Raw genomic sequence first — 12,422 nt, 5'->3', positions numbered from 1 at the left:
TGTTCACACTTTTTACTCATGCCCGCTTTTCGGGCCTTCGCACGGGGGATAATTCCATGAAAGCTATTATCGTCGAAGATGAAGTGCTGGCTCAGGAAGAGCTGAGTTATCTCATTAATACGCACAGCAGCATCAAAATTGAAGCCACGTTCGACGACGGGCTGGACGTGCTCAAATATCTGCAAACTCATGAAGTCGATGCGATTTTTCTCGATATCAGCATCCCTTCCCTCGACGGCGTATTACTGGCGCAGAACATCAGTAAATTCGCCCACAAGCCGTACATCGTGTTTATCACCGCCTACAAAGAACACGCTGCCGAAGCCTTTGAAATTGAGGCGTTCGATTACATTCTTAAGCCGTATCACGAGTCGCGCATTGTGACCATGCTGCAAAAACTGGAATCGCATTTTGCGCGCGATAAGCAGAGCGTGAATAAGCCGGAAGACGTTCATCCGGCCCAGGGCAGCGCCACCCGCGTGAGTCACAGCATCAATCTGATTAAAGACGAACGCATTATCGTCACTGACATCAACGATATTTATTACGCGGCCGCGCAGGAAAAGGTAACGCAGGTGTACACGCGTAAAGAAGAATTCACCATGCCGATGAATATCACCGAGTTGTGCAACCGCCTGCCGGAAGAACATTTTTTCCGCTGCCACCGGTCGTATTGTGTCAATTTGTCGAAGATCCGCGAGATCGTGCCGTGGTTTAACAACACCTACATTTTGCGGTTAAGCGATCTGGATTTTGAAGTGCCGGTGAGTCGCAGTAAAGTGAAAGAGTTCAGGCAGTTAATGCGGTTTTGATATGGCTTCCTCCCCTTCGCAGGGGAGGGAGTAAAATCAGATGGTCATACCCATCGACTGGCGCAAGTAGGCACCTGCACCTAATAATCCCGGCTGATCGTAAGTGATCAGGAAGACAGGAATATCCATCAGGTAATCTTTGAAGCGGCCTTTATCTTCGAACGCGGCGCGAAAGCCCGACGCTTTGAAGAATTCCAGGAAGCGCGGAACGATGCCGCCTGCGATGTACACACCGCCGAACGTGCCCATGTTCAGCGCCAGATTGCCCCCGAAACGCCCCATAATCACACAGAACAGCGACAGCGCGCGGCGACAGTCGACGTTGTCATCTGACAGCGCCAGTTCGGTGACGTCTTTCGGTTTGAAGTTTTCCGGCACGCGGTTATCGGATTTTACGATTGCGCGGTACAGATTCACCAATCCCGGACCGGAGAGAATACGCTCGGCAGAAACGTGACCCATTTCGGTACGCAGCTGCTCAAGGATGATGTCTTCCTCTTCACTGTTCGGTGCAAAATCCACGTGACCGCCTTCGCCCGGCAGGCTCAGCCACTGCTTATTGGCGTGGATCAGGTGCGCGACACCCAGACCCGTGCCCGCACCGTAGATCACCGCCGGTTTGCCATCCAGCGCTTTCTTACCGCCGAATTGCAACAAATCCTGTTCTTTCAACATCGGGATCGCCATTGATACGGCGGTGAAGTCGTTGATGACTTCCAGATGCTGCAGGCCAAGGCTTTTTTTCATTTCAGCAATGGAGAACGCCCACGTATGGTTGGTCATCGCCACCCAGTCACCGGTGATCGGACAGGCAATCGCAATACACGCATCCTCAATCTCCTGATGCTGCTGCGAGAGATACTCACGCACCGCCGCTTCGAGACTGTCGTAATCCAGCCCGGAAAAGGTTTGTGACTGTGAAATTTCGCCGCTGTCTAAAGCGCAAAGCGCCAGACGGCAGTTAGTGCCCCCGACATCGCCCACCAGGGAGTATTTGGTCATGTTATTCTCCACGAAAATAATGTAGTTATACTGCGCACCCGCGTCAAAACGGCTGGGCCAGAGAGTACGCTGCCCGACGCCACGATGTAAGCGGTATTCATCGATTAATGCGACTGGCTAAAGCCTGCTAACAAGGCTATACAAGGTAAAAGTGCTGAATAAATCGTGTGGGCAAAATAGCCGTATTTGCTATACGCTGCAACGCTGTTTTGAACCAACGCACATTTATGCGGCATGTCACACAAAATAATGTCGAAGGTCCGCAACCCGACCGCATTAAGATTCATCGGAACTATCAGATAAGTATAACTATAAGGAAATATTTGCATGTTTCATCCCCGCGCCAGAATCATGCTGGCTTTCGCCCTGCCTGCTCTCATTATCGGCGTGTTATCGAGCCTGATTCTGGTGGCGGTTATGATGATTGCCGGCGCGCTGCAGACCTTATTGTGGCAGCACATTCCCGCTGTCCTGCACGTCAACACCCAGTCCGCCAGCTGGACGTTGTTCATGTTGACGCTGACCGGGATCGGCGTCGGTGCGCTGATTAAGTATATGCCAGGACACGCCGGGCCGGATCCGGCGGCAGAATCGCTGATTGGCGCACCGGTCGCAGTGAACGCCTTGCCCGGTCTGGCACTGGCACTGATGCTCGGTTTAGCAGGGGGTGTCAGCCTCGGGCCTGAATATCCGATTACGGTGATCAATATCGCGCTGGCCGCAGCGTTTGGCGCACGGTTTATGCCGAAAGTTCCGACCACCGATTGGGTGATCCTCGCGGCATCGGGCACCATCGGTGCGCTGTTTGGCACACCGGTTGCAGCCGCGCTGATTTTCTCGCAATCGCTCGGCACCAATAAAGATGTGCCGCTGTGGGATCGCCTGTTCGCTCCGCTGGTCGCGGCAGGTGCCGGGGCGATCACCACCGATCAGTTCTTCGAACCGGATTTTTCGCTGAGTATTCCACCGTATGACAGCTCTAATTTGATCGATATTTTCAGCGGTTCGGTGGTGGTGCTCATTGCCGTTGCGCTGGGTATGATCGCCGTCTGGTTGTTCCCGCACGTACACAGGCTGTTTAACAGCATCCAAAATCCGGTGCTGAAACTGGGGATCGGCGGGTTTGTGCTTGGCCTGCTGGCGCTGATCGGCGGGGAAATCACCCTGTTCAAAGGGCTGGATGAGATGAAGGAACTGGCGCACTCCAACCAGCTGTTTGAGATGGGACCGCTGCTGGCGATCACCCTGACCAAACTCGCGGCCTTAGTGGTAGCGGCAGCCTGCGGTTTTCGTGGTGGACGCATTTTCCCGGCGGTATTTGTTGGCGTCTCGCTCGGCCTGATGCTGCATCAGTACGCGCCAGATGTACCGGCGGCGGTGACGGTTTCCTGCGCCGTGATGGGCATGGTGCTGGTGGTCACGCGTGACGGCTGGCTAAGTTTGTTTATGGCCGCCGCCGTGGTGCCGGGGCTGAAATTATTGCCACTGCTGTGCATCGTGATGCTGCCAGCCTGGCTGATGCTGGCAGGAAAGCCGCTGATGCTGGTGGCGAAACAGCAGCTGCGTCGTCAGCCGCCGGATCCTGAGTCGTAAAGCTTAAACATCGTCTTTAAGAGAGAACTCCGCCGCCGCCAGCGCATGGATGGCGGTGGTGTCGAAGACCGGCACGCTGGCGTCTTCCGCACCGACCAGCAGGGTGATTTCAGTGCAGCCCAGAATAATGCCTTCAACGCCCTGCAGCTCCAGTTTGGCAATAATCTGGCGGTATTCTTCGCGTGATGCGTCATTAACGATCCCCAGACACAACTCTTCGTAGATGATCCGGTGGACAATTGCGCGGTCGGCTTCATCCGGCGTCACGACCTCAATCTGATGAATACCCTGTAAACGCCCGCGATAGAAATCCTGTTCCATGGTGAAACGGGTGCCAAGCAGACCGATTTTTCGCAGCCCCTGCCCTTTAATTTTTTCTGCCGTCGCATCAGCGATATGCAGTAACGGCAGGCCGCCGATGCGTTCGATATCGTCCGCCACTTTGTGCATGGTGTTGGTACAAACCACAATCACCTCTGCCCCGGCGCGCGCCAGGGCATTGGCCGCATTACCGAGGATTTCGCCCGCCTGCTGCCAGTCTCCGGCCATTTGCAGTTTTTCAATTTCATAGAAATCGACGCTGTAGAGAAATAGTGTGGCCGAGTGTAAGCCGCCGAGCTGCTGCTTGACGTGTTCGTTGATCATACGGTAATACGGCACGGTGGATTCCCAGCTCATGCCGCCAATCAGCCCTAACGTCTTCATCTTCGCCCCTGAATGTGTGTGATGTGCAAAACCATAACCGACAAAAAGCCCGCAAACAAAGAAAATGTCTGCGGGCTTTTCGGTGTGACGTCAAAACGACGATCAGTGCTTCGCGGGGCAATCCTCCATTGTCTGACGACGGCTTATCAAGCGTTGACGCAGGGTGTCGTAGATCCAGTTGTACGCCACGGTGTACGGCAGGAAGAACAGGAAGAACCCGATTTCCAGCATAAAGGCGTCCAGCAGGCTGATACCCAGCCACAACGCGGCAATCGGCAGACCGATAAGGATAAAGCCGCCTTCAAAACCCAAAGCGTGAGCCACGCGGATTTTAAACGTCCGCACCACGCGCGATACGGGCCACAACCGGTCAAAGATGCTGTTATAAACGATGTTCCACACCATCGCCGTTGTCGACAACATGATGGCCAGTGCGCCCATTTCCCAGACCGGTTTATTTAATAACCAGGCCGCTGCCGGGGCTGAGATCAGCACGGCCAGCGTTTCGAAGCCCACCGCATGTAAAATGCGCTCGCCGAAGGTTTTCTGAGAGATGTTCCGTGTTTGCTTAGACATAAAAACCTGCCTGATTCCTGAATATTGATGAGTGACGGTTGTCACAGGCGGGCATTATCATCATAAAATGAGATAGGTAAAAGATAGAAAGTATCGATAAAATAGATACATCAATAGTAAGGAGAGTGAACATGCGTTATTCGCCGGAAGCCCTGATGGCCTTTGTAGAAGCCGCCGACGCCGGATCCTTTTCCGCCGCCGCCAGAAAGCTGCGCAAAAGTCAGTCCACCGTCAGTACCGCCATCGCTAATCTGGAAGTGGATTTAGGCGTGACGCTGTTTGACCGCCAGAGCCGCCATCCAGTGCTGACACCCGCCGGGCAGCGCGTGCTGAGCCACGTTCAGGCGATCCTTGCCGCCAGTGAACGCCTCGACGAACTGGCGGTGCGGTTATCCACCCAGGTGGAGACGCGCCTGACGTTTGTACTTTCAGATACGTATCAGCCGACCCACCACGAAGCGCTGCTCCGCCGGTTCGAACGGCGTTATCCCGATATTGAATTCGAGTGCCAGATTGCGGAAGATCAGGACGTTATCGACCTGTTGCAGTCGGGCCGCGCCCATATCGGCATGGTGGAAGTCCAGAAGAGCTACCCGCCGGACATCGGCGTGGCGCGATTGCCGGAGCAGACGGATATGTCGATTTTTTGCAGCAAAGCCCATCCGCTGGCAAAGATCCCACAATTGCAGCCCGAGCAGTTACCTACCTTCCGCGAGCTGTGTCTGCAACCTTACAGCCGCCGGGAAATGCCGCGCGCGCAGGGACAGATCTGGTCTGCGCCGAGCTATCTGATGCTGCTGGAAATGGCGGAACAAGGGTTTGGCTGGGCGACGCTGCCGCACTGGCTGGTGCAGCAGTTCGGGCATGACAAGCTGGTCGCCCTTCCCCTGCGCGGCTGGCCGAAGAAGATTTCGGTGGATGCGGTGTGGAGCAAGAATAATCAGCCCGGACCGGCGGGAAGCTGGTTCATCGACCAGCTGATCGACCCGCCGTCGCCGGACGCTGAGTTACTGCCCTGAGTTACGCTTCGCCAGCGATTTGGTGACGGAATCGAGCAGCTCGGGAATGTCCATTTTCGGCAACATCACCTCAATCCACGCCATCCGCCGTTTGGCGCTGGCCTGTTCAATTGCCGCTTTCAGCGCCTGCGGGGTATCTGCCCGCGCGCTGAACACATTTTTACCACCGAATGCCGCCGGGAACTGCGTCCAGTTCCATTGCGCAATATCGTTGTAGCGCTGAGTCTCGCCGTGGATCGCTCTTTCAACCGTGTAGCCTTCATTATTGATGACGAAAATCACCGGCGGCAGTCCGTAGCGGATCGCAGCGCCTAACCCCTGAAGCGTCAGCTGCGCCGAGCCGTCACCGATAAGCAACACCACACGGCGATCCGGCACCGCAATCTGCACGCCAAACGCAGCGGGCAGCGTAAAGCCGATCGACCCCCACAAGGGCTGGACGACAAACTGGCAGTCCTGCGGCAGCGTCAGCGCCGCAGCGCCGAAACAAGATGTCCCCTGCTCGGCAACCAGCACGTCGCCAGGCCGGAGAAAGGCCTGAATCTGTTGCCAGAAGGCATACTGATCGAGGCTGTCATCCGCCGGTTGAGGAAGCGTTGTGCGTTTCACGGCATACGGCGGCCACAGTGAGGCCAGTTCAGCCGTCAGCCGGTGCAGCACGCTGACAGTTTTGGCGATCGGCAACTGGTGGAAGATCTGATTACCTACGCGGGCGGAAAACAGCTGGAGATCGATACATTTTTCGGCGGGAAGTTGCTGGGTGAAACCTGCGGTGATGGTGTCAGTGAATTTAACGCCAACGGTAATCACCACATCAGCGCCTTCAATCGCCTCTTTGGTGGAAGCCGCGCTGGCCGCGCCGGAGTATGTACCGGCAAAATTCGGCTGCTGTTCATTGAACAATCCTTTGCCCATCAGCAGCGTTGAGTGCGCCAGCGGCACGTCCTCCATCCAGTGTTCCAGTGCGGCTTTTACATCAAATCGCTCGGCCAGAAAATCCGCCAGCAGGGCAACGCGTCCGGCACGGCGAAGTTGGGCATCGGCGGCGGCCACGAAAGCTTCCAGCGAAGCCGCTGAAAACGTCGGTTGCCGCGCAGGGACGGCGTGCGCCCGCGTGCTGACCGGCATAGCGGCGACATCGCTTGGCAACAACAGATAGCCAGGACGCGAGGTGTAGATCACTTCTTCGATAACGCGGTCGATTTCGGTCAGCGCATTTTCCGGGGTCAGCGAGCCCAGCGCCACGCTTACTGGCTGCGACATGCGCATGAAATGGCTGAAATCACCGTCGCCCAGCGTGTGATGCAGTAATTCACCTTTGCGCTGCGCAGAGAGTGGCGGCGCGCCCACGATGTGGATCACAGGGACATATTCGGCATAACTGCCTGCAATGCCGTTCAGCGCGCTGAGTTCGCCGACGCCAAAGGTGGTCAGCAGCGCGGCGATGCCCTTGGTGCGCGCGTAGCCGTCCGCGCCATAGGCCGCGTTGAGCTCGTTGGTGCAGCCGACCCAGGTAATTTCCTGATGGCTGATGACGCTGTCGAGGAATTGCAGATTGTAATCGCCCGGCACGCCAAACAGTTCGGAGATACCGCTGAAGGATAAGCGATCCAAGAGATAGTCACCTACGGTGTATAGATTATCCATGACGATCCTCTGTTAAATAGAAGGTAAACAGTTAATCCCGCTAACTTAAGTATTACGCCAAAAACGGGAATAGGAGATTTTTTATTCGAAAGAGGTATGGCAACGCAGAGTTACAGCATTGCACTGAGATCACGCAACGATGCAGGTTCAGCAATGAAAGTAATGGATGATGATAATAACTCCGCTTTTCAACGGTAACGGAAACTAAGGATTGTTCTGGTTGTGATCGGAGTAGCTGGAATTGCGAGTGAAAACGCATACACTAAAACAGCATTTACCTCATCCTTACATTATTTCTACCTCAATCAAAAAGGTTCTTATGCCGTATCTTGCCAGTCAAAACCGTTACGAAAAGATGGAATATCGTCGCTGCGGCCATAGCGGCCTGAAACTGCCCGCCGTTTCCCTCGGCCTGTGGCACAACTTCGGCGATAACGCGCATTTTGAAAATGGCCGCAAGCTTATCCGCCATGCTTTTGACCACGGGATCACCCACTTCGACCTCGCCAACAACTACGGGCCACCTCCGGGTTCGGCAGAACAACATTTTGGCCGTATTTTGCAGGAAGATTTGCTGCCGTATCGCGACGAGCTGATCATCTCTTCAAAAGCCGGTTACACCATGTGGGACGGCCCTTACGGCGACTGGGGTTCCAGGAAATATCTGGTCGCCAGCCTGAATCAGAGCCTGAAACGCATGGGCCTGGACTACGTGGATATCTTCTATCATCACCGCCCGGATCCCGATACGCCGCTGGAAGAAACCATGGCCGCGCTGGATTTGATCGTCCGTCAGGGCAAAGCGCTGTACGTCGGGCTGTCCAACTATCCTGCTGACCGCGCTAAAGAAGCGTTTGAAATCCTGAAACAGCTCGGTACGCCATGCCTTATCCATCAGCCGAAATATTCAATGTTCGAACGCTGGGTGGAAGCCGATTTGCTCGAAACGCTGGCAGACAACGGCGTCGGTTCAATCGCCTTCTCCCCGCTGGCCGGTGGCGTACTGACTGACCGTTATCTGGCCGGTATTCCTGAGGATTCACGCGCCGCCAGCGGCAGTAAGTTCCTGACTACCGATTCGCTCACTGAAGAAAAACTGGCGAAAGTCCGCAAGCTAAATGACATCGCGCAGGCGCGCGGGCAGAAGCTCTCGCAGATGGCGCTGGCGTGGGTGCTGCGCGGCGACCGCGTGACTTCCGTGCTGATTGGTGCCAGCAAAACCAGTCAGATTGATGATGCAGTCGGCATGGTCGCTAACCGTCATTTCACGCAGGAAGAACTGGCGGCGATTGAAGCGATTTTAGTGTAACCGTTTACGCATATGAGCAAAAAACGCGCCTTTATGGAGACTCAGTAAGGATTCCGTTAAGGCGCGTAAATCAATCAAAACAGGATTGCGACCAATAGTATCGGGGGTGTCTTCGCCTTATAACTGTCAGCATAAATTATAAGGAATCTGGGGGCATTATGATTAAGCCTTTACTGTTCGGTACATTATTATTTGCACTGCTTCCTGCTGCGGCTCCCGCTGTAGAGGCCAGCAGCTTTAGCCTGAGTACTCCGGGTCTTTCAATCAATATCGGTGACCGCGATCGTCGCGGTTATTACTGGGATGGGTATGACTGGCGTGATGCCGGCTGGTGGAACAATCACCACGGCCGTTACTACGGTGAACGCAGCCATCGCGGCTATTACTGGGATGGCGGCCGCTGGCGCGATCGCGGCTGGTGGGATAACCGTTCTCATCATCGTCCACCTCCGCCGCGCTATTATGGCCGTCCCCATTATGATAATCATGGTCGCGGGCCGGACCGGGGTCATGGTCACGACAGAGGTCGCGGCCCGGATCGCGGGCACGACAGACATGATGATCACCGGGGTCATGGCGATCACCGCCATTGATTCGCAAAGATTTCAGATAAAAAAACGGGACAGTTTGCGCTGTCCCGTTTTTTATTGCTGCGGCGCTGAGGTTATTTCAGCATGCCGATCAGCAGATAGAGGTTAAGGCTGACGACAATCAGCACAATCAGCCGCCCCGCCCATTGCACCGTTCTGGTGTTGGTCATCTCACCCATCAGGCTGCGGTTGCCGGTGAACGCCAGCAGCGGCAACAGCGCCAGCGCAATCCCGAAACTCAGCAGCACCTGGCTCATCACCAGAATTCGTGTGGCGTCCAGCCCCATCAGAATAACGATAAAGGACGGCATCATGGTGACGACGCGACGCACCCAAATCGGGATATAGAACTTCACAAAGCCCTGCATGACCACCTGACCGGCCAGTGTTCCGACGACGGTCGAAGACAACCCGGCGGCGACCAGACTCAGGCCAAAGGTGGTGGCGGCGGCGTGGCCGAGCAAAGGTTGCAGCGTCAGATAGGCTTCATCGAGCTCGCTGATACCGCTGTGCCCGCTAAAGTGGAAAGCCGCAGCGGCGGTCGCCATCATCGCCAGATTCACGAAACCCGCGATGGTCATGGCGATCCCGACATCCAGCTTGGTGGCAGAATAACGTTGCGCTTTCGACGCCTTGCCCCCGCGCTGGGTCAGCGAAGAGTGCAGGTAGATGACGTGGGGCATAATTGTCGCCCCCAGCACACCGGCAGCCAGATAGACGGAATCACTGGTCGGCAGCGCCGGAATTAACATCCCTTTTCCCAGCGCGACCATACTCGGCTGCGAAAAGAACAGTTCGACAATATAAGCGGCGGCCACGAACAGCAGAAGACCGGCGATCACCAGTTCCAGCGGCTTTTGTCCGCGCTTTTGCAGAGCAAGAATAATGAAGGTGGCGATACCGGTCAGCACCGCGCCCTGAAACAGCGACACGCCGAGCAGTAATTTGAAACCGATGGCCGCACCGATAAATTCTGCCAGATCGGTGGCCATCGCAATAATTTCTGCCTGCACCCAGTAAGCCCAGACGGCAGGACGCGGGAAGCGATCGCGAATATGTTCAGCGAGATTTTTGCCAGTGGCGATACCGAGCTTGGCAGAAAGAAGCTGGATCAGCATCGCCATCACGTTGGCCCAGACGACGACCCACAGCAGCTGGTAGCCGTAAGAAGCACCGGCCTGGATATTTGTCGCAAAGTTACCCGGATCGATGTAACCGATGGCAGCTATAAAAGCCGGTCCCATCAACGAAAGCTTCATCTTTCTGGATGCGCGGCCTGAAGATTCGGTCCGGCTGTTCAACATAATGTGTTAACCCCTACAATTATTACGCTTACACAAATATCGTCTAAATGATAATGATTATCAAGTGCATTTAGATAAATTTGAGCGATGATTCTGATAGGCAGTAAGCGACGACGTGATAACTGTGTGGTTATTCGCCCGCCCGGCTTTCTCAATCCGGACGCGCGCGCTTTCCTAAAACAGAGGCTGTTTGACCAGATTTAGAACGCATTACGGCACATGATAAAGCTAGCACAGGAAAGCAAACTGTGCCTATTTTTCTTAACATCTTGATTTTTTGTGTGGTGGAATGGGATTTGTTGCAATTCATGTCTGCAATTTCTATATTTGCAAGCGACTTCACGTTTTAAATGTACGCGTTACATAGAATGTCCGTCGAAATATAGCCTGCCTCTAATTTGGAGCACCCATGTCTAACATTTTGCACTTTGTATTAGCGTTGGCCGTTGTCGCAGTACTCGCTTTACTGGTGAGCCGTGACCGTAAAAGTATCCGTTTACGGTTCATCGTTCAGCTGTTAGTGATTGAAGTCCTATTAGCCTATTTCTTCCTGAACTCATCTATTGGTTTAGGTTTTGTGAAAGGCTTCTCAGATATGTTTGAGAAATTATTAGGATTCGCTGCGGAAGGAACCGGCTTCGTATTTGGGGGCATGAGCGATAAGGGATTAGCGTTCTTCTTCTTGAAAGTCTTGTGTCCGATCGTGTTTATTTCCGCACTGATCGGTATTTTACAGCACATTCGCGTACTGCCTTTCGTCATCCGTATCATCGGTACGGTACTGTCGAAAATTAATGGCATGGGAAAACTGGAATCTTTCAACGCCATCAGTTCCCTGATTTTGGGTCAGTCAGAAAACTTTATCGCGTATAAAGATATTCTGGGCAAAATGTCTGAAAAACGTATGTACACCATGGCCGCTACGGCAATGTCGACGGTTTCTATGTCGATCGTGGGTGCGTACATGACCATGCTGGAACCGCGCTTTGTTGTTGCTGCGCTGGTACTCAACATGTTCAGTACCTTTATCGTATTGTCGCTTATCAACCCTTATAAAGTTGATTCGGAAGAAGACCTGCAGATCGGTAACACGCATCAGGGTCAGAGCTTCTTTGAAATGCTGGGTGAATACATCCTCGCCGGCTTCAAAGTGGCGATCATCGTTGCAGCCATGTTGATTGGTTTCATCGCACTGATCTCTTGCCTGAATGCGTTGTTCGACGTGGTATTCGGTATCACCTTCCAGGGCGTACTGGGTTATGTCTTCTATCCGTTTGCATGGATGATGGGCGTACCAAGCCACGAAGCCTTGCAGGTCGGCAGCATGATGGCCACCAAGCTGGTTTCCAACGAGTTCGTTGCCATGCTGGATCTGCAGAAAGTTGCTGCTGATTTGTCACCACGCAGCGTCGGTATCTTGTCCGTGTTCCTGGTGTCCTTCGCTAACTTCTCCTCGATTGGTATCGTGGCAGGGGCTATCAAAGGTCTGAACGAACATCAGGGCAACGTAGTTTCTCGCTTTGGCCTGAAACTGCTGTACGGCTCGACGCTGGTCAGCGTGTTGTCTGCTTCTATCGCGGGTCTGGTACTGGCGTAAGTAAGCGAACGACAGAACGACAAGAAAGGCGCTCCGGCGCCTTTTTTTATACCTGCAATTTGGGAAATACCGGGAATTGAACACGGGGAAAGCAGTGAACAGCAGAAAGCAAAAAACCCGCCTAAGCGGGTTTCTTTAATATTTGGTGGAGATAAGCGGGATCGAACCGCTGACCTCTTGCATGCCATGCAAGCGCTCTCCCAGCTGAGCTATACCCCCACACGAGGTACTTCTTAAATCACTAGACTTTCACATCTCTGTTTCCTTT

General features: G+C 54.1%; 11 protein-coding genes and 1 tRNA gene. 6 read left to right on the top strand and 6 right to left on the bottom strand.

The window, feature by feature from the left end; all coding sequences use genetic code 11:
• Nucleotides 1–56: 56 nt before the first annotated feature.
• A complete protein-coding gene (locus TU92_RS16500; RefSeq protein WP_112168281.1) occupies nt 57–812 on the top strand; it encodes a LytR/AlgR family response regulator transcription factor in 756 nt (251 codons plus the stop codon).
• Nucleotides 813–848: 36 nt separating this feature from the next.
• Here the strand turns inward: TU92_RS16500 and glk are convergent, their stop codons facing one another.
• Nucleotides 849–1,814 carry a glucokinase gene (gene glk, locus TU92_RS16495; protein WP_112168280.1) on the bottom strand — a complete coding sequence of 322 codons (966 nt, stop codon included), beginning with the start codon at nt 1,812–1,814 and terminating at the stop codon, nt 849–851.
• Nucleotides 1,815–2,141: 327 nt separating this feature from the next.
• Here glk and TU92_RS16490 point away from each other — a divergent pair, with 327 nt between their 5' ends.
• Nucleotides 2,142–3,407, top strand: a complete 1,266-nt coding sequence (locus tag TU92_RS16490; RefSeq protein ID WP_112168279.1) for an ion channel protein — start codon at nt 2,142–2,144, stop codon at nt 3,405–3,407.
• A gap of 3 nt (nt 3,408–3,410) precedes the next feature.
• Here TU92_RS16490 and TU92_RS16485 read toward each other — a convergent pair whose 3' ends face one another.
• Nucleotides 3,411–4,112, bottom strand: a complete 702-nt coding sequence (locus TU92_RS16485) for an aspartate/glutamate racemase family protein (protein WP_112168278.1) — start codon at nt 4,110–4,112, stop codon at nt 3,411–3,413.
• 102 nt (nt 4,113–4,214) lie between these two features.
• Nucleotides 4,215–4,688, bottom strand: a complete 474-nt coding sequence (locus tag TU92_RS16480; RefSeq protein WP_112168277.1) for a multidrug/biocide efflux PACE transporter — start codon at nt 4,686–4,688, stop codon at nt 4,215–4,217.
• Nucleotides 4,689–4,819: 131 nt separating this feature from the next.
• Here TU92_RS16480 and TU92_RS16475 point away from each other — a divergent pair, with 131 nt between their 5' ends.
• Nucleotides 4,820–5,707 carry a LysR family transcriptional regulator gene (locus TU92_RS16475; RefSeq protein ID WP_112168276.1) on the top strand — a complete coding sequence of 296 codons (888 nt, stop codon included), beginning with the start codon at nt 4,820–4,822 and terminating at the stop codon, nt 5,705–5,707.
• On the opposite strand, the gene TU92_RS16470 is transcribed toward TU92_RS16475, so the two are convergent.
• Entirely contained in the window at nt 5,696–7,354 is a 1,659-nt protein-coding gene (locus TU92_RS16470; RefSeq protein WP_112168275.1) for an alpha-keto acid decarboxylase family protein, read from the bottom strand. The genes TU92_RS16475 and TU92_RS16470 overlap by 12 nt on opposite strands.
• A 319-nt stretch (nt 7,355–7,673) precedes the next feature.
• Here TU92_RS16470 and mgrA point away from each other — a divergent pair, with 319 nt between their 5' ends.
• Both mgrA and TU92_RS16460 read left to right on the top strand, forming a co-directional pair.
• Nucleotides 7,674–8,663 carry an L-glyceraldehyde 3-phosphate reductase gene (mgrA, locus tag TU92_RS16465; RefSeq protein ID WP_112168308.1) on the top strand — a complete coding sequence of 330 codons (990 nt, stop codon included), beginning with the start codon at nt 7,674–7,676 and terminating at the stop codon, nt 8,661–8,663.
• Nucleotides 8,664–8,821: 158 nt separating this feature from the next.
• A complete protein-coding gene (locus tag TU92_RS16460) occupies nt 8,822–9,256 on the top strand; it encodes a DUF2502 domain-containing protein (protein ID WP_112168274.1) in 435 nt (144 codons plus the stop codon).
• A 71-nt stretch (nt 9,257–9,327) separates the two neighbouring features.
• Here the strand turns inward: TU92_RS16460 and TU92_RS16455 are convergent, their stop codons facing one another.
• A complete protein-coding gene (locus TU92_RS16455; RefSeq protein WP_112168273.1) occupies nt 9,328–10,557 on the bottom strand; it encodes an Nramp family divalent metal transporter in 1,230 nt (409 codons plus the stop codon).
• A 409-nt stretch (nt 10,558–10,966) separates the two neighbouring features.
• Here TU92_RS16455 and TU92_RS16450 point away from each other — a divergent pair, with 409 nt between their 5' ends.
• Complete coding sequence (locus TU92_RS16450; RefSeq protein ID WP_112168272.1) at nt 10,967–12,154, top strand: NupC/NupG family nucleoside CNT transporter; 1,188 nt, start codon at nt 10,967–10,969, stop codon at nt 12,152–12,154.
• 143 nt (nt 12,155–12,297) lie between these two features.
• Here the strand turns inward: TU92_RS16450 and TU92_RS16445 are convergent.
• Nucleotides 12,298–12,373: transfer RNA gene (locus TU92_RS16445), tRNA-Ala, on the bottom strand.
• Between the last annotated feature and the right edge of the window lie 49 nt (nt 12,374–12,422).

This window comes from Rahnella inusitata, assembly GCF_003263515.1.
GTDB lineage: Bacteria > Pseudomonadota > Gammaproteobacteria > Enterobacterales > Enterobacteriaceae > Rahnella > Rahnella inusitata.
The sequence above is the reverse complement of the archived record's forward strand: the minus strand, read 5'-3'. Positions and strand labels throughout refer to the sequence as shown.

Excerpts from the sequence above, each read along its gene's own strand:
- TU92_RS16500 (WP_112168281.1), top strand. The coding sequence starts at position 57 with ATGAAAGCTATTATCGTCGAAGATGAAGTGCTGGCTCAGGAAGAGCTG.
- glk (WP_112168280.1), bottom strand. The coding sequence starts at position 1,814 with ATGACCAAATACTCCCTGGTGGGCGATGTCGGGGGCACTAACTGCCGT.
- TU92_RS16490 (WP_112168279.1), top strand. The coding sequence starts at position 2,142 with ATGTTTCATCCCCGCGCCAGAATCATGCTGGCTTTCGCCCTGCCTGCT.
- TU92_RS16485 (WP_112168278.1), bottom strand. The coding sequence starts at position 4,112 with ATGAAGACGTTAGGGCTGATTGGCGGCATGAGCTGGGAATCCACCGTG.
- TU92_RS16480 (WP_112168277.1), bottom strand. The coding sequence starts at position 4,688 with ATGTCTAAGCAAACACGGAACATCTCTCAGAAAACCTTCGGCGAGCGC.
- TU92_RS16475 (WP_112168276.1), top strand. The coding sequence starts at position 4,820 with ATGCGTTATTCGCCGGAAGCCCTGATGGCCTTTGTAGAAGCCGCCGAC.
- TU92_RS16470 (WP_112168275.1), bottom strand. The coding sequence starts at position 7,354 with ATGGATAATCTATACACCGTAGGTGACTATCTCTTGGATCGCTTATCC.
- mgrA (WP_112168308.1), top strand. The coding sequence starts at position 7,674 with ATGCCGTATCTTGCCAGTCAAAACCGTTACGAAAAGATGGAATATCGT.
- TU92_RS16460 (WP_112168274.1), top strand. The coding sequence starts at position 8,822 with ATGATTAAGCCTTTACTGTTCGGTACATTATTATTTGCACTGCTTCCT.
- TU92_RS16455 (WP_112168273.1), bottom strand. The coding sequence starts at position 10,557 with ATGTTGAACAGCCGGACCGAATCTTCAGGCCGCGCATCCAGAAAGATG.
- TU92_RS16450 (WP_112168272.1), top strand. The coding sequence starts at position 10,967 with ATGTCTAACATTTTGCACTTTGTATTAGCGTTGGCCGTTGTCGCAGTA.